22 protein-coding genes are annotated in these 25,474 nt (G+C 38.1%); 5 read left to right on the forward strand and 17 right to left on the reverse strand.

Going from position 1 to position 25,474, the window contains the following annotated elements:
* Positions 1-5 precede the first annotated feature (5 nt).
* Positions 6-878 carry a dimethylarginine dimethylaminohydrolase family protein gene (locus tag JNUCC51_RS06525; protein WP_337991324.1) on the reverse strand — a complete coding sequence of 291 codons (873 nt, stop codon included), beginning with the start codon at positions 876-878 and terminating at the stop codon, positions 6-8.
* A 223-nt stretch (positions 879-1,101) separates the two neighbouring features.
* On the opposite strand from JNUCC51_RS06525, the gene JNUCC51_RS06530 reads away from it, so the two are divergent.
* Both JNUCC51_RS06530 and rpmB read left to right on the forward strand, forming a co-directional pair.
* Positions 1,102-1,842, forward strand: coding sequence for an IclR family transcriptional regulator (locus JNUCC51_RS06530; protein WP_337991325.1), 741 nt, complete (start codon positions 1,102-1,104; stop codon positions 1,840-1,842).
* Between the two features lie 293 nt (positions 1,843-2,135).
* On the forward strand, positions 2,136-2,324 hold the full coding sequence (gene rpmB, locus JNUCC51_RS06535) for a 50S ribosomal protein L28 (protein ID WP_004227417.1): 189 nt from the start codon (positions 2,136-2,138) through the stop codon (positions 2,322-2,324).
* A gap of 900 nt (positions 2,325-3,224) precedes the next feature.
* On the opposite strand, the gene spoVM is transcribed toward rpmB, so the two are convergent.
* The 16 genes from spoVM to JNUCC51_RS06615 form a co-directional block, all read right to left on the reverse strand.
* The gene (gene spoVM, locus JNUCC51_RS06540; protein WP_100544041.1) at positions 3,225-3,326 is read right to left on the reverse strand and encodes a stage V sporulation protein SpoVM; all 102 of its coding nucleotides are present in this window, start codon (positions 3,324-3,326) and stop codon (positions 3,225-3,227) included.
* Positions 3,327-3,344: 18 nt separating this feature from the next.
* The gene (locus JNUCC51_RS06545) at positions 3,345-3,998 is read right to left on the reverse strand and encodes a thiamine diphosphokinase (RefSeq protein ID WP_337991326.1); all 654 of its coding nucleotides are present in this window, start codon (positions 3,996-3,998) and stop codon (positions 3,345-3,347) included.
* On the reverse strand, positions 3,995-4,663 hold the full coding sequence (gene rpe / locus JNUCC51_RS06550; RefSeq protein ID WP_049668396.1) for a ribulose-phosphate 3-epimerase: 669 nt from the start codon (positions 4,661-4,663) through the stop codon (positions 3,995-3,997). The genes JNUCC51_RS06545 and rpe overlap by 4 nt, the downstream gene beginning before the upstream one ends.
* Positions 4,664-4,665: 2 nt before the next feature.
* Entirely contained in the window at positions 4,666-5,550 is an 885-nt protein-coding gene (rsgA, locus tag JNUCC51_RS06555) for a ribosome small subunit-dependent GTPase A (protein ID WP_337991327.1), read from the reverse strand.
* 11 nt (positions 5,551-5,561) lie between these two features.
* Positions 5,562-7,547 carry a Stk1 family PASTA domain-containing Ser/Thr kinase gene (gene pknB / locus JNUCC51_RS06560; protein WP_337991328.1) on the reverse strand — a complete coding sequence of 662 codons (1,986 nt, stop codon included), beginning with the start codon at positions 7,545-7,547 and terminating at the stop codon, positions 5,562-5,564.
* A gap of 2 nt (positions 7,548-7,549) precedes the next feature.
* Positions 7,550-8,299: a Stp1/IreP family PP2C-type Ser/Thr phosphatase gene (locus JNUCC51_RS06565; protein ID WP_337992196.1), complete on the reverse strand. Its 750-nt coding sequence runs from the start codon at positions 8,297-8,299 to the stop codon at positions 7,550-7,552.
* A 6-nt stretch (positions 8,300-8,305) separates the two neighbouring features.
* Positions 8,306-9,448, reverse strand: a complete 1,143-nt coding sequence (gene rlmN, locus JNUCC51_RS06570) for a dual-specificity RNA methyltransferase RlmN (protein ID WP_337991329.1) — start codon at positions 9,446-9,448, stop codon at positions 8,306-8,308.
* A complete protein-coding gene (gene rsmB / locus JNUCC51_RS06575) occupies positions 9,448-10,809 on the reverse strand; it encodes a 16S rRNA (cytosine(967)-C(5))-methyltransferase RsmB (RefSeq protein ID WP_337991330.1) in 1,362 nt (453 codons plus the stop codon). The genes rlmN and rsmB overlap by 1 nt, the downstream gene beginning before the upstream one ends.
* Positions 10,806-11,747, reverse strand: a complete 942-nt coding sequence (gene fmt / locus JNUCC51_RS06580) for a methionyl-tRNA formyltransferase (RefSeq protein ID WP_337991331.1) — start codon at positions 11,745-11,747, stop codon at positions 10,806-10,808. Before fmt ends, rsmB begins: the two co-directional genes overlap by 4 nt.
* Before the next feature lies 1 nt (position 11,748).
* Positions 11,749-12,243: a peptide deformylase gene (gene def, locus JNUCC51_RS06585; RefSeq protein ID WP_049668389.1), complete on the reverse strand. Its 495-nt coding sequence runs from the start codon at positions 12,241-12,243 to the stop codon at positions 11,749-11,751.
* Positions 12,244-12,300: 57 nt separating this feature from the next.
* Positions 12,301-12,711, reverse strand: coding sequence for a hypothetical protein (locus tag JNUCC51_RS06590; RefSeq protein WP_337991332.1), 411 nt, complete (start codon positions 12,709-12,711; stop codon positions 12,301-12,303).
* Between the two features lie 78 nt (positions 12,712-12,789).
* Positions 12,790-15,204, reverse strand: a complete 2,415-nt coding sequence (gene priA / locus JNUCC51_RS06595) for a primosomal protein N' (RefSeq protein ID WP_337991333.1) — start codon at positions 15,202-15,204, stop codon at positions 12,790-12,792.
* Positions 15,204-16,211: a bifunctional phosphopantothenoylcysteine decarboxylase/phosphopantothenate--cysteine ligase CoaBC gene (gene coaBC, locus JNUCC51_RS06600; protein WP_337991334.1), complete on the reverse strand. Its 1,008-nt coding sequence runs from the start codon at positions 16,209-16,211 to the stop codon at positions 15,204-15,206. The genes priA and coaBC overlap by 1 nt, the downstream gene beginning before the upstream one ends.
* 316 nt (positions 16,212-16,527) lie before the next feature.
* Complete coding sequence (rpoZ, locus tag JNUCC51_RS06605; RefSeq protein WP_337991335.1) at positions 16,528-16,755, reverse strand: DNA-directed RNA polymerase subunit omega; 228 nt, start codon at positions 16,753-16,755, stop codon at positions 16,528-16,530.
* A 4-nt stretch (positions 16,756-16,759) separates the two neighbouring features.
* Entirely contained in the window at positions 16,760-17,377 is a 618-nt protein-coding gene (gene gmk / locus JNUCC51_RS06610) for a guanylate kinase (RefSeq protein WP_049668385.1), read from the reverse strand.
* Between the two features lie 43 nt (positions 17,378-17,420).
* Positions 17,421-18,296, reverse strand: coding sequence for a YicC/YloC family endoribonuclease (locus tag JNUCC51_RS06615; protein WP_337991336.1), 876 nt, complete (start codon positions 18,294-18,296; stop codon positions 17,421-17,423).
* A gap of 667 nt (positions 18,297-18,963) precedes the next feature.
* Here JNUCC51_RS06615 and JNUCC51_RS06620 point away from each other — a divergent pair.
* From JNUCC51_RS06620 to JNUCC51_RS06630, 3 genes are all read left to right on the forward strand, one after another.
* A complete protein-coding gene (locus JNUCC51_RS06620) occupies positions 18,964-20,661 on the forward strand; it encodes an Rqc2 family fibronectin-binding protein (RefSeq protein ID WP_337991337.1) in 1,698 nt (565 codons plus the stop codon).
* 414 nt (positions 20,662-21,075) lie between these two features.
* Complete coding sequence (locus JNUCC51_RS06625) at positions 21,076-22,761, forward strand: methyl-accepting chemotaxis protein (RefSeq protein ID WP_337991338.1); 1,686 nt, start codon at positions 21,076-21,078, stop codon at positions 22,759-22,761.
* A 980-nt stretch (positions 22,762-23,741) separates the two neighbouring features.
* Positions 23,742-25,391 (forward strand): peptide ABC transporter substrate-binding protein, encoded by a 1,650-nt coding sequence (locus tag JNUCC51_RS06630; RefSeq protein WP_337991339.1) that lies wholly within the window; start codon positions 23,742-23,744, stop codon positions 25,389-25,391.
* Positions 25,392-25,474 lie beyond the last annotated feature (83 nt).

Below are 25,474 nucleotides of genomic sequence, written 5' to 3' on the forward strand. Positions count from 1 at the left end.
TCCTTTTATCTTCTTACTACTGGGCAAGTTAGACATGTTGGTCCACCTGTTCCTTTTAGCGAAATTTCATTTCCTTTATATTCATAAACTGTTACGCCTGCATTAAGTAATTGTTGCTTTGTAATTGGATTTCCATTGGGAATAATACATACTCTAGGTGCAAGTGTCAAAACGTTACAGCCTAGCGCATCATACTCATCTTTCGGGACTTCAATTAATTGAATACCTCGGTTGATTAGAAGCTGACGAAAAAATACCGGCATTAATCGTGAATGTACAACGGCTAAATCTTTGTCCACCATACTAATGAAGGACATTAGGTGTAAACATTCAGCTTCACCTAAATCATGCGGAAGCTGTACAACAATGAAATCATCGACTATATCCTCCGTCATGTCCTTTAGCTGACGAATAGCTTCATCATTCGTTCGATAACCTCTACCTACAACAAGAGTACGATCATCAAGCCAAACTATATCGCCACCATCTGATACAGCATCTCCAGTCAATTCTCCAATAACTGGAATGCCCTTCTCCTGTAAAAATGCTTTATACACAGCTGCTTCTGGCTGTCTTAATGTTTTGCCAGATTTCAGGATAATGGCACCATTTGATGTGAACTTTACAGGATCATGTGCATATAACGAATCCAACCCTACTTCATCTGATTCTGGTAAAAAATCAATTTTTTCAACATACTTTTCTAGAATACTCATAAATTCAGCGTATTCTATAAGAGCCTCATTATAGTTAGGTTCTGATAAGTAGTTAAATGTTTTCCATTCATCGCTAAGATGCTCTTGGTTTCGGAAAGCATCTTTTGGATGTTTTACTATTACGTGTTTCAAAGGTGCATACATTGACGAACAATAATGCATTCCCTTCACCCCTTTTTTCCGCGTAGTGGAAAACGTTTCCGCATAGAGGAAAGTTTATATGAAAAATATATGTGTTTTAAGGTATATTGTCAATATATTTAGAAAAATCCCTATATTCATTCTTTTCGAGGTAAGAGGCGTAACGAAATAGAAATCCACGATTATGTAGCTAGACTTAGACAAAGAATAAAAATAAAATAAATGAAGGAGAGGTGGGACATGAATGCAATTATTAGAACGAGCTATGACAATCGCTAAAGTTTTGGCCTCTGAAGCAAGTGAAAATAGCTTGTCCATTTCAGAGCTTTCGGAAAAATGCAATTTACCACTTAGTACATTACATAGAATTTTAAAAGCGATGATCAAGGAAGGAATGATTGAACAAGACGATCAAACTAAACAATATCGACTCGGAACAATTTGGATGGAACTCGGCTTACAAGTGTATGATACGATGGACTACATTAGTAAAATTAGGCCAGAATTAGAGCGTTTAGCAAGAGAAGTCGAGGAAAGCGTCTATTTAAGTAAGCCCGCAGGTTTAGATACAATTATTATCGAAAGAATAGACAGTGCAGCTAATCCTATTCGTATTTATGATCAGCTTGGTATTCGTATACCGATGCATATTGGAGCTGCAAATAAAGCCATTTTAGCCACAATGCCTGTTTCTCAAGCAAAGGAAATTATTGAACAGCTTATTCCTCATGAAGAAATCGCTGAATTAGAGGCACAGCTCGAGCAAATAAGACTACAAGGATTTGCTATTAGTCATGGGGAAAGAACTGCAGGAACATCTTCAATTGCAGTTTCTATTTTAAATGGTTTCAATGAAGTAGTCGGCGCAGTAAGTATAGGTTTTGTTAGCTTTAACGTTTCAGCAGAACATATTAATACCCTTACAGAGCGTTTAGTGGAAACCGGGAAACGTGTTTCTATGAAGCTTGGTTACCGTGGCAAATAAGGTGAAACATTAATCAATAGGGTTTTCTCATTCCCTACAGAATCTTCTTTATCAGGCAAGAAGTGAATTAATAAGTATATCACCATAACGACTCCAATCCCCATAACTTTTGGTGATGAACCAATTAATACCACTTTTTTAAAAAGTATTTTTTGTCTGTAAAGGTTTTTTTCTTGAAAGGTTAAGTGAAAACTATTGCACTGAACGTCATGGTATGTTAAATTATTATGGTATGTGAAATACCGAACTGAAATAATAATCTTTCAGCATTAACAGTAAGGAGGGAATACAACATGCCAAAACAATGTGTAATCACTGGACGTAAAGCTCGTACTGGTAACAACCGTTCCCACGCTATGAACGCTAACAAACGTACATGGGGTGCTAACCTTCAAAAAGTTCGTATCTTAGTAGACGGTAAACCAAAACGTGTATGGGTTTCTGCTCGTGCATTAAAATCAGGTAAAATCGAGCGCGTTTAATCGTCGCTTCCAAAAAATCGATTTCGCATTTGGCGCAAATCGATTTTTTTCTGTCTTATTAACTGGACTAACAATGACAAAGCCGCAAGCAATTACAAGGAAACGTAATTGCTTGCGGCTTTCTTTACATATAGCAGCACAACAAAACGCCTATGCAGAAAGGCAGTTACGATATAATAAAGTATAGTTCTTTAGCAAAGCTAGGGGTTGATTTCCGTTCCGGCTGGGCGCTTTGTTGCTGTCGCTTCGCTTTCGCGCAGAGCAGAGCTTCCTGGTGGCGTCCGATGAGCCGCTTGGGGCAACAGGATGTTGGTCACGAAGGCGTTATCACAGGACGTGATGCTCTTAGCCTTCGTTCCCATACTTGCTCGCTCCAGGGTCTCGGGCCAACACGATGTTGGTCACGAAGGCGTTATCACAGGATGTGATGATTTTAGCCTTCGTTCCTCTATTCGCTGATCCCCAAGGAGTCGCCCAGTCTCCACTCCAATCAACCACTTCTCATAGTATGTACCCCTTTCACGAAAGCGTAGTGTTAACGTAGCGTCAGCAAGATCAGATGTACAATAGCATTATTGTTATAAGTTTCTTCTGTTTGATTATGTTGAGTAGCCATAGCCTTCACTTTTGAAATACATAAAATTAATAAAAGTTCTACGCTATCGCTGATTGGAGTGGAAGGCTACTCGACTCCCGTGGGAAAGCGAGACAGGCGAGACCCTGCACGAAGCGAAGCGAAGGAAGCGGCTCGACGCTCGCCCACAGGAAGCTTTGCTCTGCGCGAAAGCGAAGCGTCAGCGACAAAGCGAGTAGCCAGGAACGGAAATCACCCACCACAATATTCACAAAGAATTCCTTGACCATTTTGTTATTCAACACCATAAAAAAATCCGACTAGTGTTAGTCGGATTTTTTTACTTTCTTTTCTTTTTTAAAAATGTTGATACATGTACGCGTAATACTACTTACAAATTTCGGCAGCTGGAACGTATATACTTTCAGGACTCTCTCCCCCTTACGCTAATCTATGCTTCTTATCATTAAACATATGCCTTGCGTGAAAGATATAGACCCTGAATTACCTATTATTTCATTACTTGTAAAGCGAGATGTACCAAGAGAGATTTCTTCATTTGTTGTTTCATACTTTACTTGCCTTAATGTCACATCTTTAATCGGCTCTTCATGCGCAAAGAAAGACAAATAACGGTATTGCTCGTTTGCTTCAATGATGTGTGTGCCTGGTATTAAAAATTGCATCATATTTGCATGATTAATAATCTTCAATACTACCTGTGGATGCTCTTTTTGCAAACGATAAATCGAACGAACTGCTGCCTCATAATGATCTAAACGACCACCTGTAACACCTGTAAGTACAATTTCTAACGGTGTATAGGTCAAAGCTTTTAATAACGCTAAGTCTGTATCTGTTTCATCTTTTTCTTCCTGGAATCGTTGTCTATCATTTGTATGTGCCATCACAAGCTCGTATTCCTCTTGCGATAGTGAGTCAAAATCTCCTACTATGGCATGTGGTGTGATTCCTTGCTCGATTAAATATAGCGCTCCTCGGTCTGCTCCGATAAATAACACATCACTTTGCTCTTTATACGGGCTAAATGAACAGAGTTCCGCTCTTGGCCCGCCTGCACAAACAACGACTACTGTCATCCTTGAATCGCTGCCTCACCAGCAGCCAAAATTTCCTGTAGGGCCGCAGAACGATCTTCTTTACTATAAATAGCGGAACCAGCTACAAAAATTGTTGCGCCTGCTTTAGCACAAGGAATAATAGTCTCTGCATTAATACCACCGTCAATCTCAATAGCAATATCAAGATTACGTTCTTTTATAATAGCTGCTAATGCTTCAATTTTTGGAACAACAGAATGAATGAATTTTTGCCCACCAAACCCTGGATTCACTGTCATGAACAACACCATATCAATATCTTCTAAAACGTGTTGAATAGATTCTATTGGTGTATGTGGATTTAATACAACACCAGGTTTGACTCCATATGAACGAATTAATTGAATTGTACGGTGTAAATGGCGGCAAGCCTCTACATGCACCGTAATATAGTCCGCTCCTGCTTTGGCGAATTGTTCAATATATTGATCAGGATTTTCGATCATTAAATGAACGTCTAGCGGTAAATCAGTTAAAGGACGAATGGCGTCTAATACAATAGAGCCAAAAGAAATATTTGGCACAAAATGACCATCCATAACATCGATATGAATAAGCTGTGCCCCAGCCTTTTCTACTTCTTTTACTTCTTCTCCTAATTTAGCAAAATTAGCTGCTAAAATTGATGGTGCTATTTGTATCATTCTTAATACCTCGGCTTTCGATCCATAATTTCTTGCATAAATTGTTCGTAGTGTTTATAACGGTAGTCACGAATTTCCCCCGTCTCAACAGCTGCCTTTACAGCACATTTGGGTTCCTTTAAGTGTAAACAGCCTCTAAATTTACAATCGTCTGCAATACGAGCCATCTCAGGGAAGCATGCGCCTAATTCTTCTTTTTCTATTTCATCAAAATCAAATGAACTAAATCCTGGAGTATCTGCTAATAAGCCGTTACATACCTCTATTAATTCGACATGGCGCGTCGTATGTTTTCCACGCCCTAAGCTTTGTGAAATAATTCCAGTTTTTAAATTTAAATCTGGAATCAATGTATTTAGTAATGTGGATTTCCCAACTCCAGATTGCCCTGCTAATACAGAAGTTTTTTCCTTTAAAATAGGCTGTAGACGATCAACTAGCTCTTCCTCACCCTTATAGGTTTGTAGCACGGTATAACCCATGTTTTCATAATCTGCTATATAGGACTGCAATTCCTCACGTTCATGATCTTCTAGCAAATCCATCTTTGTTAAACAAATAATCGGATGAACATGAAATGACTCTAAAACAACTAAGAAACGATCCAGTAAAATTGTATTAAAATTAGGTTCTTTTACAGAAAACACAAGAATACCTTGATCAATATTAGCTATCGGAGGACGCACTAATTCATTTTGACGTTCCATAATTTTTTGAATAGTACCGTCTGATCCCTTTGTTTCTAGTGAATATTCTACAATGTCGCCAACAAGTGGGGATTCCCCGCGATTACGAAATACCCCACGTCCTCGACATTGTATTAGTTGTTCTCCATCATATACATAGTAATAACCGCTTAATGCTTTACGTATTTGGCCTTGAGCCATCCAATTCCCCCTTATTTGACATCGTCGTAGTTGAATCTGTCTTCAGCAATAATTTCTGAATCACGAATAATTCTATATGCGCCTACTTCGCCCTCTTCAATGACAAGCTGTATTTTATAATCTTTATCAGCCGTAATAGTAAATTTATCGGCTACTGATGACATTGTATGGTTTTTATCTTGAATTTCAATACGAATAGTTTGCTCTATACCTTCCTCAGCTGGTTCATATGGTATTTTCACAGCCACAGTTTTCACCAAAGTTTTTTTAGGTTTTTCAGCAGGTCCTTTACTTATAACAACTGCTATTGTAGATCCTACTTCAACTGAAGTCCCGACTTTTGTCAATTGTGAAATAACACTTCCAGCAGCCACTGTATCATTAAATTCTTCAGAAGCCATACGCCATTTTAAGCCTTTTCTACTTACATACTCATCCATTTGAGCCTTCGTGTAATTCACAACATTATCTACGGTAACCATTTGTACACCTGCGCTTACCGTAAATTTCATCGTTGTATCTTTAGCGATTACCTCTTCTTGTGGTTTCGGCTCTTGATCAATAATTTGTCCTTCTGGCACTGTTGAATACACGTAGTTAATTTGTGGCTCTAAAAATTTACCCTTTAACATTGATTGAACTTGGCTAATTTGCTGTCCTCTATAATCTTCCACTTTCGTCGTCTCTACTCCAAGACTGACGATTAAGTCTATTTCCGAACCTTTTACACGCTCCGTCCCCTCCGCAGGGTCTGTTTCAATGACTTTATCCTTTTCAACGTTCTCATCATAACGCTCCTGATGTTCACCACCAACAGTAAAGCCTTCAGCCTCTAATTTCTTAGTAGCCTCCTCAATTGTCATATTAGCCACACTAGGTACAGATATCTTTTTCGGGCTAAATAAACCTGTGGCAAAGACAACGAATAGGAAAATGACGATAGCTGCTATTACTAGTCCAGCAACATATATTGGCCATTTTTTCTTTTTCTTTACAGGTGTCGTTTTTTCAACGGGCTTCTTAGCCTCGGGTTTCGGCTTTGCTTGTGCAATTGGTTCGATTGCTCTTGTCTCCGTTAAATCTTCGTCTTTACGTATCACTGGCTCTTTTATAATCGGAATAGCTTTTGTTACATCATTATCTACCGGTATGACAAACTTCGGTTCATTGATACGATTTGGCGATAAAACTGTCTCTAAATCTGCTTGCATTTCTTCTACAGTTGAATAACGATGAGAAGCATCTTTTGCTGTAGCTTTTAGTACGACATTTTCCAAGCTTTGTGGAATTGTAGCATCGAATGCACGAACTGACGGTGTCTCAGATTGTAAATGTTTAAGCGCGATAGAAACAGCTGACTCACCTGAAAATGGCAATTCCCCTGTTAATAATTCATATAAAACAATGCCAAGTGCATAAATATCAGATTTGTTTGTTGCCGTACCACCACGAGCCTGCTCTGGTGATAAATAATGCACCGTTCCAAGCACGGAGTTTGTTTGTGTAAATGACGTTGCACTAAGGGTCATCGCTATGCCAAAATCAGTTATTTTCACATTGCCTTCAGCATCCATTAAAATATTTTGAGGTTTAATGTCACGATGGATAATATGATTTTCATGAGCATTGGCAATTGCTGATGTTAACTGTTTCATAATATGCACACTTCTAGCAGGAGAAATTGGTGCAAATTCCTGTATGTACTGCTTTAATGTTTTTCCTTGGACATACTCCATCACAATATAATGTAGATCACCATCATCACCTACATCATAAATACTAACGATATTTGGATGTGTAAGGCTTGTAGCAGAAAGTGCTTCACGTTGAAAACGGCGATGCAATTCATCCTCATTGGTAAAATCATAGCGTAATATTTTGATCGCTACATCACGGTTTAAAATCATGTCATGTGCTAAATAAACATTGGACATACCACCGCCACCAATAAGCTCTATAATTTTATAACGGTCACTAATTCGTTTACCTACAAGCATACTTACACCTCCTCATCTTGCCTTGTGAGTAGCACGAGGGAGATATTGTCTTCTCCCCCGCTTGCATTTGCTAATTCCACAAGTTTTCGTCCTTTTTCTTCTATTGAATCTGGATACGTAATAATTGATGCCATTTCATATACTGTAAGTTTATTGCTTAAACCGTCAGAGCAAATGAGTAAATACGATTCTGATGCTAAATCAACTTCGTAAAAGTCTGGTTCAATCGTTTCTTCTGTACCAACCGCTTTTAAGATGAAATTTTTCTTCGGATGCGTCAACGCTTCCTCTTCACTAATTTCACCGTTTTCAACCAGAACATTTACATAAGAGTGATCTCTTGTTATTTGTTGTGCACCATCATCAAAGAAATAATACACACGACTATCGCCAACATGTGCGATAAAGCAATGATTTTTTTCAATTAACACTGCAATAAACGTCGTGCCCATTCCTTTACAGTCTTCATGTGATAAAGAATAGTCATATATACTTTTATTCAATTGCTTGACTGCTTGTAATAACCACTCTTTTTTTGTTGTCATTGATGCAAAATGATGTGCCTCTGCCTGTAAAAAAACGGATTCTATCTGTTTCATCGCCATATCGCTCGCTACATCGCCAGCATTATGACCACCCATGCCGTCCGCTACAAGTGCTAGTGCAAGACCGTCTGGACGTTGAAAAAATGCCGCACGGTCTTCATTAATTGCTCGTTTTAACCCAATATCACTTTCGACTGTATATTCCAACACTGGTCACCTCGTCTCTTCAGATCTCTCTTGCGCACGTAATTGACCACACGCAGCAGCAATATCAGAACCTTGCTCTCGGCGGATCGTTACGTTTATACCATTCTTCTTTAATGTTTTTTCAAAGGCAAAAATTTGACTTCGGGATGTGCGAACATAATCACGTTCTGGTACGTAGTTTACAGGAATTAAGTTTACGTGGCATTTAAGTCCTTTTATTAATGCAGATAATTCTTCTGCAATTTCAACTGAATCATTTTCACCAGACATTAAACCATACTCAAAAGTAACACGTCGGCCAGTTTTTTCCGTATAGTAACGGACTGCTTCCATTAATTCATCCAATTTGTAAGCACGTGCAATTGGCATCAGTTTTTGACGAGCCTCTTGGTTAGGTGCGTGTAATGATACAGCAAAGTTGATTTGTAGCTGTTCATCAGCAAATTCGTAAATTTTCGGAACAATCCCTGATGTTGAAACAGTGATGTGACGAGCACCAATATTTAATCCTTTTTCATGGTTAATGACTTTTAAGAAGTTCATCATCGCATCATAATTATCGAAAGGTTCTCCAATACCCATAATGACGATATGTGAAACACGCTCGCCCAGTTCATCTAAAGTTTGTTGTACTTTTACAACTTGCTCCACGATTTCTCCTGCTAATAAGTGACGTTTTAATCCACCTAAAGTTGACGCACAAAACGTACAGCCAATTCGGCAGCCTACTTGTGTTGTCACACAAACAGAGTTCCCATATTCATGACGCATTAATACAGTTTCAATAGAATAGCCATCTTGTAATTGGAATAAAAACTTGATAGTACCATCTTTTGATTCCTGTTGAATAATTGTTGACAATGTCGTCAATGCAAAACTTGCTTCAAGCTTTTCACGTAACCCCTTTGAAAGGTTAGACATTTCTTCAAATGTTTTCACACGTTTATTATAAAGCCAATCAAAAATTTGTGCTGCACGGAATGGTTTTTCACCATTTTCCTTTAACCATTCTTCTAACTGTTTCGGCTGTAATGAGTATACCGATTCCTTTAAATTTGGTTTTTCTTTTTTCGCGCGTCGAACAGGCTTGTCTTCTGCCTCTTCAACTAAGTCGTTAATGCGCTCATTAAATTTCTCTTGATCCACCATTAGTTGGATTCTCCTTTTTTACGAAAGGCGGCAACGAAGAAACCGTCACTGCCAAAGTCTTGTGGAAAGACTTGAAGCATGCCATTTGCTTGCTTTTCCGCTAATTTTGTTGGTAAAGATTCTAGTTGTATAGCTTCCATTTCTGGATGCGTTGATAAAAAGGCCTCTACAGTACCTTCATTCTCTCTTTTATCTACTGTACATGTACTGTACACAAGCCTGCCATCTATTTTCAATACTTTTGTTGCAGCATCTAATAGCGCCAATTGTATTTTTTGAAGGTTTTCTAAATCTTCTTCACGTTTTGTATATTTAATATCAGGCTTGCGGCGCATAACACCTAAACCACTACAAGGTGCATCGACTAATATAGCGTCGTATGATTCTAATTGTAGAAAATCTGGTGCCTTACGTCCATCGATAGGAGCAGTCTCTACAATATCAATCCCTAGACGATCAGTATTATGGTCGATTAAATCTAATTTATGAGGGTGAAGGTCAGTCGCTAAAATCGAACCTTCGTTTTTCATAATCTCGGCTATATGTGTTGTCTTTCCACCTGGAGCTGCACACATATCTAAGACACGCATGCCAGGAGATGGATGCAAAACATTTGCTGGAATCATGGAGCTTTCATCCTGAATAGTAATAAGCCCATCTTGGAATGCCTTTGTGCGAGCCGGCTGACCATTTGTTACATGTAAACATTCAGGCATCAGCTCACTTCTTTTCGCCGATAAACCTTCCGCTTCTATGCTCGCAATCGCTTGCTCAACGGTTGCTTTCGTAGTATTTACACGTACAGTCTGCACTGGAGGTACATTGTTTTCATGTAGCATTTCAGCAGCTACTTCAATACCGTAGTTATCGACAAAGCGCTGCACTAACCATTCGGGATGACTCGTTTCAATAGCTAGGCGTTCAATTGGATCTTTAATTTCATCAGTAGAAGCTACACCCTGACGTAAAATAGATCGTAATATACCGTTGACCATTGAAGCAATACCTTGGTGACCTCGACGTTTTGCAATTTCTACAGCCTCATTTACCGCTGCATGTGGTGGGATACGCGTTAAATAATGCATTTGATATAAAGATAAACGTAAAAGCCAGCGCACCCAATGATCCACTGAGCCACGAATAAATGGCTCTAGATAGTAGTCTAGTGTCATTTTATATTGTAAAGTGCCATACGTAATTTCTGTTAAAAGCGCACGATCCTTCGCTTCGATTTTATGTCGCTTTATCGTTTCATTTAAAAGCAAATTACTATAGGCTTGATTTTTATCTACTGCTAACAGAATAGAAAGTGCAGCATCACGCACATTTCCATCCCAAATTACTACGCTTTTTTTACTCATTTAAATTGGTCCCCAATCTGTAATTTAGAACCTGTACCACGCAAATATTCCTCTGCTGTCATGCGTTTCTTACCAGCTGGTTGTACATCATACAGGGCAAGTGTTGTCCCATTTCCTGCTGCAACTTCAAAATGATCCTTTGAAATCGCAACAACCTCACCAGGTATAGCATCATGCTTCGTGTCGCCAACCTGTGCCCACCAAATTTTAAAGTTGCCATCTTCAAATGTTGAATAGGCAACTGGCCACGGATGAAGACCACGCACTTGATTGTATAAAGTTGTAGCATCCTTAGTCCAATCGATACGTTCTTGTTCACGTGAAATATTGCTTGCAAAGGTTACTTGCGCTTCATCCTGCACTGTACGACTATTTGTTCCATTAATAATAGAAGGAAGTGTATCTTTTAATAATTCACAGCCTACAACACTTAACTTATCAAATAGTCCACCCGTATGATCATCCTCTTCAATTGAGATAGCCTTTTGAGATATGATATCACCGGCATCAAGCTTTTGCGCCATATACATAATAGTTACACCAGTCTCTTTTTCACCATCGATAATTGCTTGGTGAATAGGTGCTCCACCACGATACTTCGGTAAAAGTGACGCATGGACGTTAATGCAACCAAGCGGTGGTGCATCTAGTAATTCTTTTGGCAAGATTTGTCCAAAAGCGGCTGTTACGACTAGGTCAGGCTGTAAATCAATAATTTGCTGTAATTCCTCAGAACCGCGGAGTTTTTCAGGCTGAATAACATGTAAACCTAACTCCATAGCCGCTGCTTTTACAGGTGGAGGTGTTAGCACACGCTTACGACCAACTGGACGATCTGGTTGTGTAACTACAGCTTTAATATCATAACCTTCATGATGTAGCATACGCAAAATTGGCGCTGAGAAATCAGGTGTTCCCATAAAAATTATTGAAGTCATATTATTCCTCCTCTTCAGCGTACATTGCTTCTAGCTCTTCTTCAGTTAGAATACGTTTGATTTTTGAATCAAATAGGACACCATCTAAATGATCGATTTCATGTAAAATTGCTCGTGCATCAAAGCCTCCCGCTTCCAGCTCATATACACGTCCTTCACGGTCACACGCTTCAATTTTCACATAGTCAGGTCGTTCAACCTCACCGTATAATCCCGGGAAGCTTAAGCATCCTTCAATATCTACTTCAGCGCCATCTGTTTCAATGACAGTCGGGTTAATCATTTCTAAAATATCACGTTCCTCGCCAAGCTCAACAATTGCAACACGTAATCCTACATTTATTTGTGGGGCTGCAATACCAACGCCATCGTATTCAACCATTGTGTCATATAAATCATCTAGTAATGTAATAATTTCTTCATTAATTTCTTTTACTTCCGCACACGGCGTTGATAGTACCTTTGCTGGATGTTCAACAACTTTTTTAATTGCCATCTTCTGTTCCTCATTTCTATATTTAAGACTTATACCTTGTCTAATTGTAACGCTAAATCATAATGTGGGGCTGATTTCCGTTCCGGCTGGGCGCTTTGTTGCTGTCGCTTCGCTTTCGCACAGAAAACATTTGTTGCTGTCGCTTCGCTTTCGCACAGATAACATTTGTTGCTGTCGCTTCGCTTTCGCACAGATAACATTTGTTGCTGTCGCTTCGCTTTCGCACAGAAAACATTTGTTGCTGTCGCTTCGCTTTCGCACAGATAACATTTGTTGCTGTCGCTTCGCTTTCGCACAGAAAACATTTGTTGCTGTCGCTTCGCTTTCGCACAGAAAACATTTGTTGCTGTCGCTTCGCTTTCGCACAGATAACATTTGTTGCTGTCGCTTCGCTTTCGCACAGAAAACATTTGTTGCTGTCGCTTCGCTGCAGGGCATCATCTGTGATGCTGATCCTCGATGAGTCACCCTGCCTCCACTCTAATCAACTACTCGCATGGCATAAATTCCAACAAAATGTCATGTCTAATCTGGTGATGAACTATTTTATATAGTTGACGGATCTAAATCTACCGTCATTAATATTCCCTGTTTAATCCATTCCGCTCGATACATCGCTAGAAGGCGCTGTAATACAGGAATGAGATTTGGTTCAATTTTATATTTTATCAAACATTGATAGCGATATCTATTTTGGAGACGACTAATGCTTGCAGTTGTTGGTCCAATAATTGCTACCTGGTTAGATAAGTTTTCCTTTAGCCAATCCGCTGCACGTCCAGCATACTCTGCCGCCATCATTACATCCTCATGGGATATTTGAACAAGTGCTACATAATAATACGGTGGATAGCTTGAGCGGCGGCGTAAAAACATTTCACGTTCGTAAAATGGCTCGTAATCTTGTATTTTGGCCAGTTCAATTGCATAATGCTCTGGTGTATACGATTGAATAATAACCTCACCATGCTTTTCGTGACGTCCAGCCCTACCACTAACCTGCGTTAATAATTGGAATGTACGCTCCGCTGCACGGTAATCGGGTAGATGCAGAGATGTATCAGCACTAAGTACACCCACTAGCGTAATATTAGGAAAATCAAGACCTTTAGCAATCATTTGAGTTCCTAGCAAAATATCTGCCTGTCCTTCTCCAAATGCTTGCAAAATTTCTTCATGTGCACCCTTTTGCTTTGTGGTATCAACATCCATTCGGAGAACCCTTGCCTCAGGAAATAGCTTATAAATTTCTTCCTCGACTTTTTGTGTTCCCGTACCGAAATAACGAATATGCTCACTCTGGCATTGTGGACATATTTGAGGAACACGTTCCTCATAACCGCAATAATGACATTTTAATTTCTCTGTTGTTCGATGATACGTCAACGAGATGTCACAGTTCGGACATTGTACAACCGTCCCACAATCACGACAAAGCACAAAAGAAGAATAGCCACGACGATTTAAAAACAGCACCATCTGTTCTTTTTTCTCAAGCCTTATACGTATAGCATCAATAAGCTGCTCTGAAAACATAGAACGATTCCCTTTTTGAAGTTCTTCTCGCATATCGGCAATAAAAACAGTTGGTAACGGTTGATGCAAAGCACGTTGCTTTAAGGATAGCAAACTATATACACCCTTCTTTGCTCTCGCAAATGATTCAAGTGCAGGCGTTGCACTACCTAATATAACAGGACATTTGTAAAATTCACTACGCCAAATCGCTACATCTCTAGCGTGATAACGAGGTGAATCCTCTTGCTTGTATGTTGACTCGTGCTCTTCATCTAAAATAATAAGACCTAAATTTGTAAAAGGTGCGAAAATTGCTGAACGAGCTCCAACAACAACGCTTACTTTTCCTTGCTGGATTTTACGCCATTCATCATACTTTTCACCGACAGATAAGCCACTATGCATCACAGCAACCATTTCTCCAAAACGACTACGAAAACGCTCTGTCATTTGTGGTGTTAATGATATTTCCGGTACAAGCATAATGGCTTCCTTACCTTCATCTAACACCTTTTGTATCGCTTGCAAATATATTTCAGTTTTACCGCTTCCAGTAACGCCGTGAAGTAAAAAAGTTTTCGCTGTCTGTTCTTCCATCGATCCAACAATAGCCTTTAGAGCTACGTGCTGCTCATCCGTCAACTGTAAAGATTGCGTACGGGAAACCTCTCTCGTAAAAGGATCACGATACACCTCTTCTTGTATAAATTGAGCGGCCCCTTTTTCAATAACTGACTGTAATACAGCGGAAGATACACCTGTTTCCTCATAGATTTTCTGTGGCAAAAGTAACTCTCCAAGATGTCTGCCCATCCATTCAATTAGCTGGCGTTGTTTAGCTGCTCTCGCTGCACCTTCCATTGCTTTGTCGATATCTTGCTGATTATCTGAAATTTTGACCATCCGTATTTCTTTCACATTACCTTGCTGCTTCACAACATTTTCAATTTTTACAATTTTATTAGTGATAAGCTGCTTTAATAAAGGAAGTAATTCTGCACGCTCGAATTCTTTGAAATTAACCTGTTGTCGCTTTCCAAAAATAGCTTGAGCCTCAGCTGGCAAAGCGTCTTTCTCCACTAGTAGCGTTATAATTTTTTCATACTTCGCTCGAAGTGCTGATGGGAGCATGACCTGTAAGGCATCAATTTCATAGCAAATCGTTTCGTTTTTCAGCCACTTTGCCATTAACAGCATTTCTTCGGTTAATACAGGCTCTATATCTAAAATTTGCGCAACAGACTTTAATTTATTAGATGGTACATCAGTTTCATTTTTTAATCCGACCACAAAGCCTAAAACATTTCGTGGCCCAAATGGTACTTTTACACGACAGCCCATCTCTATAATATGTGCCCATTCTGTAGGGACTTCATAGTCAAATGGACGATCTACATGGTAAGTTGAAACATCCACTATAACCTCTGCAATTAACAAACTCATTACTTCTCACCCTGTAATACATATGTCCATAATGCTTGCGCAAACTGCGTGGCATTTGTCGTATCCCACAATTGACCATTTACTTCTGCCGTGTCACTAAATTCAATCCACGTGTCAGACATAATTGTTAACATTGGTTCACCAATAACCTTTTGTCCAAACGTTATTGCGCTAATTCCTTCTACGGATAATATCGGTGCCCCTTCAATTTTAGGCGTATTTGCTGCATGGATAAAAAATGCAGATGGATATTGCTTTTTATAATCCTCAAGCAGTTCAAAGAGCTTATGCACGCTTGTTTCTTTCTCATCTATTAGGATTACATTTGCCCCAAGTGTTTTTGCCTCTTTTGCTATTGCCTGACCAATTTTACTATTCGACTGTGTACTAATAATATGGTGCTCGTCCAATGGAACATAGAAAGCTCCAGCTGTAACCACTACCGTTTTACCAGCTAATGGCTTTAGCTTCTCCGAAAAAAATTCTTGCACAATCGCCGTTATTTTTTCTGGCTCCTCTAAACGACCTTTACCAACATAGCCACATGCCAAAAATCCTTCCGAAGGCTCAATAAATTGATAGCCATCAGATTGTAACTGAGCCAAATTTCGTTTTACCGCTGGATGGTCATACATATGTACATTCATCGCTGGTGCTAGCCATACAGGGGCAGTTGTTGCAAGCAAGGTCGTCGTTACCATATCGTCTGCAATTCCATTCGCCAGTTTTCCTATGACATTTGCGGTAGCTGGTGCAACTAAAATTAAATCAGCCCAATCTGCCAAATCAATATGGGCAATAACACTCGAATCCTTTTCATCAAAAGTATCGAAAAAAACATCATTTTTGGACATAACTTGAAAGCTCAGCGGATTTACAAATTGTCTTGCTGATGCCGTCATGATAACCTTTACATTTGCTCCTGCTTGAGATAGCTTGCTAACTAGAGCGACAGCCTTATAAACCGCTATACCACCTGAAACACAAAGTAAAATATTTTTATTCATGCACAATCGTCCTTTCAAATGATAAGCTCCCAAAGGAATATTCCTCGGGAGCTCTCGACATTCTGTATAATCAAAAATCCACTGCTGACGATCAATTATGCCCCGGCATAATTGCGTCCGGGATCGGCTTTGTGCTTGCACAAAGAACTCATTTCCGATTCCGTGACATCCGCCGGAGGCTTTAACTTCTTTCAGCGGGTGTTTGGACATCCGCTGAAAAGTAGCTTAAATCGGCATTCATCTCACCACCTATAGAGGTGGCAGACTTCTGCTGAAAGAAGTTAACATTAATTTGGCAAAAGCTTATTTATCAATGTTAGATTTCGTCTTCGTACACAGTTGACTCATCCTGTGATACCTTCGTAAGTACACCTGCAGCTACTTCTTCAAGTGCTTTCCCTACGTATTTATGGGAAACATACTTGTGTAAACGTTCAGTGCCTTGTTCCTCTTGCATTTGACGAGCACGTTTAGATGCTAGACTTACTAAAGAGTATTTTGAATCGATTTCTTTTTTTAATGTATCTACTGATGGGTATAACATAGGTTTATTCTCCTCTCAACATTGACAAATATCTTTTTTCAACACGTTCTCTACGACAATGCTCAGCTTTAATAATCGCGTTTATACGATCACAAGCATTTGTCACTTCATCATTTTCAACTACATAATCATAAAGGCTCATCATTTCAAGTTCTTCACTTGCAGTTGCAATACGCTTCGCAATAACGTCTGCTGTTTCCGTCCCTCGACCTACTAAACGGTCTTTTAATTCCGTTAAACTTGGTGGGGCTAAGAAAATAAATAATGCATCTGGAGCCTTTTTGCGAATTTGTGCAGCACCTTGCACTTCGATTTCTAAAAACACATCACGTCCTGCATCAAGTGTTTCATTTACGTAGGCTAACGGTGTTCCGTAATAATTCCCTACAAATTCAGCATGCTCTAATAAGCCACCCTGTTCAATCAACGTTTCAAATTCTTCACGTGTCTTGAAAAAATAGTCTACACCATCTACTTCACCTTCGCGAGGATTTCGTGTTGTCATCGAGATGGAATACTCATAATTCGTATTCGGCTGAGAAAATAATTCTTTTCGCACTGTCCCTTTACCTACACCAGAGGGGCCAGACAGAACAATTAATAATCCACGTTCTTTTATCATTTATTCTCTATATCTCCCTTAATTTATAACAGATACAGGCAAGCTATTCGATATTTTGAACTTGCTCGCGCATCTTTTCTAAAATTGTTTTCGCCTGAACTACTGCAACAGCCGCCTCTGTCGATTGATTTTTAGAACCAATCGTATTGATTTCGCGGTGTATTTCCTGCATTAAAAAGTCTAATTTACGGCCAACTGAAATTGTTTCTTGTAATGTTTCTTCCAGTTGATTAAAGTGACTATCTAATCGGTCCAATTCTTCAGCGATGTCCACACGTTCTGCAAATATCGCTACTTCAGCAAGTAGGCGATCTTCTAACAACGCTCCATCCGCCACTTGATTAATTCTTTCCAATAATCGTGTACGATATTTTTCTACAGCAAGAGAGGCACATGAACGAATCTGGTTCACTTGATCCATTAACTGTTTTTTATATTGTACAACAACATCATGCAGTTCTTGCCCTTCACGCTCACGCATTTGAATGAGCTGTTCAAGTGCTTGTGAAATAGCCTTTTCAACAGCACAGAGTAAATCCTCAGGTGTAAGCTGTGGCTTTTCCTGTACAAGCGCTTGCTCAAGCGATAGTAACTCTTGCATTGTCCATTTTTCTTCTAGTGGTACTTTACTTGCTAATTGCTCTTTTGCCTTACGATACGCTTCAATTAATGACCAATTAATTTCAATAGATTGCTCGACGTTTTCTAAATCTTTAACATTAACCATCACATCAATTTTGCCACGTGACAAAGCTTGCGAAATTAATTTCTTTGCAAAAATTTCTGCTTCAAGCCATTCTTTCGGGAATTTTGCATTAATTTCTAAAAATCGATGGTTGACCGAGCGCATTTCTACGGTTAATTGAAAGTCTCTTGTTGTTGTGACACCTCTGCCAAAACCAGTCATACTACGCACCAAGGTTCGTCACACCTTTCTTTGCATACTGGGATTATTATAACATAAGCGCTGTCATTTATGACGTAAAAAAAATTGATCAATTTCGCCTTGGCGTAATTGCGTCCGGATTTTGAATTGTGCTCGCACAATTCAAAATCCGTGACATCCGCCGGAGGCCTCTATCTTCATTCAGTGGGTGGTTGGCCACCCACTGAATGAAGATAGAGCAAAAGCTAATTCTACCACAATTGAAGCTATATTTTAATATTCACCTAAAAAATGCTATGATAAACATAAGAAAAAACTCATCACCAAAAGTAAGAGATGACGGTCGTTATAATTGTATGCCATATCTAGAAGTTTATTGGAGCGAAGACTGCGCCACTTCAATGTCACAATTGAGACCTTAACGACTCAACAGGCGCTCAAGAAAAGCGCCCAGTCGGAACGAAAATCAACTCATATTATGGTGATGCGCAATGCGCAATATAAATGATTTGAATAAATTGATTCAGCGAAGCGTCAGCGGCAAAGAACGGAAATCAACCACACACTATGGCGGAAAAGTACATTAGCCACTCTATAGTGATAACTACTACACAAATTTTAGAGTATGCAGCTAATGCACCATTAAAATATAAAATACGAAAGTACCAAGATGCTTATATCTTTGGAAAGAGGAATTCATATGGCATTTGATGGCTTATTTACTTACTCAATGACAGCCGACCTACAACAATTAGTAACAGGTCGAATTACTAAAATACATCAACCAAACGCTCAGGAAGTTGTTCTACATATCCGTGCGAACGGAAGCAATCATAAATTACTTTATTCGATTCATCCTTCTTACGCACGTGTTCACCTTACTGAGCAATCTATAGAAAATCCAGCAGAACCCCCTATGTTTTGTATGCTGTTGAGAAAACATTTAGAGGGTGGTTTTATTTCTTCTATTAAACAGCACGATTTCGATCGAATTATAATAGTAGAAATTGAAAGTAAAAATGAAATTGGTGACCCTATTGTAAGGGAGCTACATGCTGAAATTATGGGCCGTCACAGTAACCTGTTGTTAATAGATAAAGAACAGGGAAAAATAGTCGACAGCTTAAAGCATCTGCCACCTTCCGTGAATAGTTTCCGTACAGTTTTACCTGGTCAGCCTTATATCGCACCGCCCGCACAGAATAAATGGCACCCTCTAGCAGTAACCGATGAACAGCTTACAGTTTTTTTCTCTGAACCAAAAACGGCTAAGGAAGTTGTTTCGCAATTTATCGGTTTCTCTCCTATACATGCAGAGGAATTATTATTCCGATTAACAGATACAGTTGATCGTGTAAATTGCTTTAAAAATTTTATAGCTTCATTTAATAATGGTGGAACAAAGCCAATGTATGTCATCGCAAACAATAAAACTTACTTCTCTCCAATCGCTCTAACGCATTTACAAGGAGATGTAACGATTTATCCAAATGTCCATGAGTTACTTGACCGCGTATTCTTTGCCAGAGCTGAGCGTGATCGTGTCAAACAGCAGGCAGGTGATTTGGAAAGATGGCTGCAAAATGAAATTGATAAGCTTATACTAAAAACTAAAAAGTTAAATAAAGACTACGAACGTGCATCTAAGCTAGATCAGTTCCAATTATACGGGGAATTACTGATGGCGAATATTTACACGTTTGAAAAAGGTGTAAAGGAAGTAACTGTCACTAACTATTATAGTGAAACTGGAGATGAAGAAATCACCATTCCAGTAAGCGAACGTAAAACACCTATTGAAAATGCTCAAAGCTATTACACAAAATACACAAAGGCAAAAAATGCCCTTATAATGGTACAAGAACAGTTAGAAAAAACAAAGGAAGAAATAGCCTATTTTGAAATGCTTGCTCAGCAGGTACAACAAGCTGCTCCTGGAGATATAGAAGAAATTCGAGAAGAATTAGCAGAACAGGGTTATTTGAAATTACGTCATGCACGCAAAAAGAAAAAACAAATGAAACCTGAGCCTGAACGTTACGTCTCTTCTACTGGTGTAGCGATCTCTGTTGGGAAAAATAACAAACAAAATGACATGCTTACATTTAAATTGGCAAAACGCACAGATATCTGGCTGCATACAAAGGACATTCCAGGCTCACATGTTGTCATCCATACAAGTGAACCTGATGAAACAACATTACGAGAAGCCGCAACACTTGCTGCCTATTTTTCAAAAGCAAGAGACTCTTCCTCTGTCCCAGTAGATTACACAGAAATACGCCAGGTAAAAAAACCAAATGGCTCTAAACCTGGTTTTGTTATTTACTTTGAACAAAAGACTTTATACATTGATCCTGATGAAACTGTCATTTTACAATTAAAAAAACAGTCTTAAAGAATGAGGCTGGGACAAAACTAATCAAAACCTTAAAAGCGCGAGAAATCAATTTTTAAAATATTGATTTCTCGCGCTTTTTTGATGTTTAAAGTTATATAGCGATTTAATCGTACCACTCCAACATTTAGTATTTTGTGGGGAGCTTCTATATGTCTCGGCATCTTCATGGTGAGCTTACCTTGATGATGAAATGTAACGTTTTTTTATGGCATGACCACGAAATCTGTACTATACATCTATTATATTCCCCTTTAATTTGATTAATTTTTGTATCTATTGTTCCTTTTTATAATAACGCTAATAAACCCATGAATAATCCGAACTGATTATTACGAGGTTATTGACTTCCCCTCTTCTAAATGGCTAAATTTAATTAAAAAGTAAATAGCATTCCAGAAAGGACGTATCTTTATGTCTGTAGGCAAAAAATTAAGCTTTGGTTTTTTAACCATCATTCTGACCTTAATTATTTCATTAGTCATTATGTTTATTCAATTCTTAAACATTGACAAGAAAGTAGAAAATGCACTAGATAACCGTGTAGCTCTAGTAGAATTAGCAAATAATATTCAAACTGAACGAGCAATGCAAGGTCTTTACATTCGGGCAATACTCCTTGAAGACACAGCAACTAATAAAGATAACTTTACAAAGGCTGCAAAAATGTTAGATGAGCATGTAATAGAGACCATGGAAAAATCTGATTCCTCCGAAATGGAGACTTATGCAAAAGATCTAAATACATATAATGAAGCTTTTAACAAAGCGGCTGAAGAAGCACTAGCACTTCATGATGCTGGAAAATTAGAAGAAGCGATACAAAAAGTTAATGGCGATGTTCAAAAAGCAAATACAGATTTGTTAGCAGTATCAGAGAAAATTGTAAGTTATCAAAAGAATCAGCTTGATATTGTCACGAAAGAGTCTAAAAAAGCAGTATCATATTCTCAAATCATCTCAATCATTGCTATCATAATTGGTGTAATACTTGGTATATCTCTGATGTATTATGTACAGCGTACAATTTCACGACCGTTAAAATCCGTAGTTATCGCTGCCAATAATATTGCTAATGGCGAATTATATCATCAAGATATCTCTCATCAATCTAAAGATGAAATCGGCCAGCTTTCTACAGCCTTTAACTTAATGAAAAGTAGTTTGAGAGGTTTATTAACACATATTCAAGGCAATGCGGAACATTTATCTGCTTCTGCTGAAGAGCTATCTGCCTCTATCGAAGAGATTTCTGCTTCTGCTGATGAGGTTACTGTACGTATTAACGAGACAGCAAATGCAGCGTCTACCGCTACGATTGCTGCCAATGAGAGTGCACATGCGATGGATGAAACAGCAATAGGTGTTCAACGTATTGCAGAAGCAACTCAACAACTTCACCACAGCGCAGTGACTACAACCGAATTGGCAAATAACGGTAATGGCGCAGTCGATGAGGCTCAACAACAAATGAATGTGATTTATGACTCTACTCAAACGATTAACAAACTCGTTCAAAAATTAAGTAAGCAATCAGAAGAAATAGGTAATATAACTACAGTAATTACAGCCATCACAGATCAAACAAATTTATTAGCGCTCAACGCTGCAATCGAAGCTGCACGTGCAGGTGAACACGGTAAAGGCTTTGCTGTCGTAGCTGACGAAGTTCGTAAACTAGCAGAAGAATCAAAGCAATCAGCCAATCAAATCGTTACGTTAACACAAGAAATCCAAGAAGATACGCAAAATGTAGAGAAGGCTGTCGAAGATGGGCTCCAATCTGTCACAGATGGTGTGAAAATTATTGGCAATGCTGGCAACTCTTTTGAAGCAATCGTAAAAGCGATCAATACGATGACAGATCAAATAGAAGACATTTCATCTACTTCTGAAGAGATCTCTGCAAGCGCTGAACAAGTAGCAGCCTCTGTTGCGGAAATTGCTCATGGTGCTTCTTCTAGTGCAGCAAGTACACAGATCATAGCCGAAGCTAGTAAAGAACAAGCTGCGACAATGCAACAAGTAAATCATGTTGCTACAGATTTAAGCGAAAAATCCTCGGACTTACAATCCCAAATTAATCAATTTAAACTTTAAACATTTAAGCAGAGCATTTCTTTAATCGAAATGTTCTGCTTATTTTTTTCAGCATTTTTGATAGTGAAAGCGTGGGTTTAGTAGAGCACAGCAGTCGAGACTACTCATGATGCCCTATGCAGCTACTACTTATTGTTTATTTTTAGGAAGACTAACAATTAATTAACCTCATATGGTAAAATAAACCACATAAAGAATTTAAGTAATTTTCTAATCATTAAGTTCTACGTACACAAATTTTTAGTAATTTTATGTAGGAGCATTCCTCCTAAGCGAGACAAATGGATTTCTCCATAAAACAATATCAAAAAACAAATGCATTTTTCCTTTTACTACATATCAAATCCTACTTTTATATAATTGATTTAATGCACCGTTTTTTTATACATCGTTATATATTCAAGCAATGAGTAAATTATTTCAAAAAAACATATTTTACTTTAATACCGAATATTTTTTCTTTAAGAAAGGCATATTTTACTCTAATTCTACTTTCTCCTCTTTTATACTGCTTAATCTTAAATAAATACAAAACAAGTTTCTTATATATCATTTATAGATAAAAAATTTCATTCTTTGAGATTACTAATTACAAAAAAATACCTGACTAAGAATCTAAATCACTCAGTTTTACATTGATTTTCTACAAATCTATACAAATATCTTGTAGTATCGCACGCGTGACTTTCGACTCATTTTTCAAATATTGATAATATTATCTAAAGAATATGAATCTTCTGTATAGTGAGTTATTTTTTTATTTTTGTTTTATTTTTGATATTCGGAACAAATAAACATCATTTTTTTATTACGAAAGCGCTTTCATTCTTTAGTGTGGTGAATCGAAAAAAAGTATTATCTTCTTAAATGTCAGATAATACTATATAAATTTGAATCTTTTTTATTTTTTACACAATGATTTTTTGGTATATTAAATAAGAGCTTCATAGAAGGCTTAAAATTATATAAGGGGGATTCACATGAATAAAAACAAAAAGTTTTTATTACTAACAGTCCTTGCAGTCTTTTCATTAGTACTAGCTGCATGTGGCTTCGGTGGCGAAAAGTCTGATAATTCTTCATCTTCAGACGGTACGAAAGATTCTGGTTCAAAATCTAAAGAAATTAACTTAGCAATCTCTTCTGAACCACCATCTCTACATCCACAACTTGCAACAGATACTACATCTAGTGCAATCTTAATTAACGTTTTTGAGGGTCTAACTGTTTCAGATGCTGATGGAAAGCCTACTCCAGGTATGGCTGAGAAGTGGGATATCAGTCCTGATAAAAAGACTTATACTTTCCACTTACGTGATGCAAAATGGTCAAATGGTGATCCAGTTGTAGCAGGTGACTTCGAATATGCTTGGAAATGGGCGTTAAATCCAGAAAACCTTTCAGAGTACGCTTCTATCTTCTACCCAATTAAAGGGGCTCAAGCTTACAACGAAAAGGGCGGTTCTATTGATGCTGTTGGTATCAAAGCTGAAGATGACAAAACTTTAGTCGTAACTTTAGAAAATCCAACTCCGTACTTCTTAGAACTAACAGGATTCAAAACTTATTTACCAGTTAACCAAAAAGTGACTGAAGCTAATAAAGAATGGTATACAGACGCAGGTGAAAACTTCGTAACAAATGGTCCTTTCAAATTAAGCGATTGGAAACATTCTGAATCTATCGTTCTTGCAAAAAATGCAGATTATTGGGATGCATCAAATGTTGATCTTGATACTGTTAATATTGATATGGTTGAAAAAGAAGCAACTGTTGCTACTAAATATAAAGGTGGCGAGCTTGACTATATCGGTAAACCATTCCAAACAGTAGATCTTAATGTAATTGATGAATTCAAAAAAGATGGTTCGTTAAAAATCAAGGACGAAGCAAGTATTTATTGGTATAAATTCAATACAAAAGATAAAATTATGTCTAATGCCAATATCCGTAAAGCGCTTACTCTAGCTATCGATCGTCAAAAATTAATTGACAACGTAACTAAAGGTGAGCAAAAACCAGCTACAGGTATGGTTCCGGTAGCAGTTCCTAAATTTGAAGAAGACCGCGGTTATATGAAAGATAACGATGTTGATGGAGCAAAAGCTGCTCTTGAAGCAGGTATGAAAGAACTTGGCATTAAAGATCCTAAAGATATTAAAGTTAACATTTCATTTAACACTTCTGAAGCGCATGCTGCAATTGCGCAATTTATTCAAGAAGAATGGAAAACAAAACTTGGTATTACTTCTCAGTTAGATAATTCAGAATGGCAAGTATATCTAGAAAAAATCAACACTGGTGACTACCAAGTAGCACGTATGGGTTGGGTAGCTGACTATCTAGACGCATATACATTCCTTGAAATGTTCGATTCTGCTAAAAATGGTAATAACGATACAGGTTGGGAAAGCGCTGAATACAAAGGCTTCTTAGATAAAGCTATTGCTGAAGTAGATGAAGCTAAACGTATTGACTACTTAAAACAAGCAGAAGCAGTCATTATGAAAGAACTTCCAGTTGCACCTATTTACTACTACACTAACTTATCAGTAGTTAAAGATGGTATCGAAAACTTAAATCCAAATCCAACTGGTGATATTCATCTTAAATATGTAAAGAAAAAATAATTCTTTTTAAGCTCTAAGCTGAGAGCTGCCTCGTAGCCACTTCGGCGCGAGTCAGCTCTTTTTAAAATACGAAGGCACTTATT

The organism is Lysinibacillus sp. JNUCC 51 (assembly GCF_015999525.1).
Taxonomy (GTDB): domain Bacteria; phylum Bacillota; class Bacilli; order Bacillales_A; family Planococcaceae; genus Lysinibacillus; species Lysinibacillus xylanilyticus.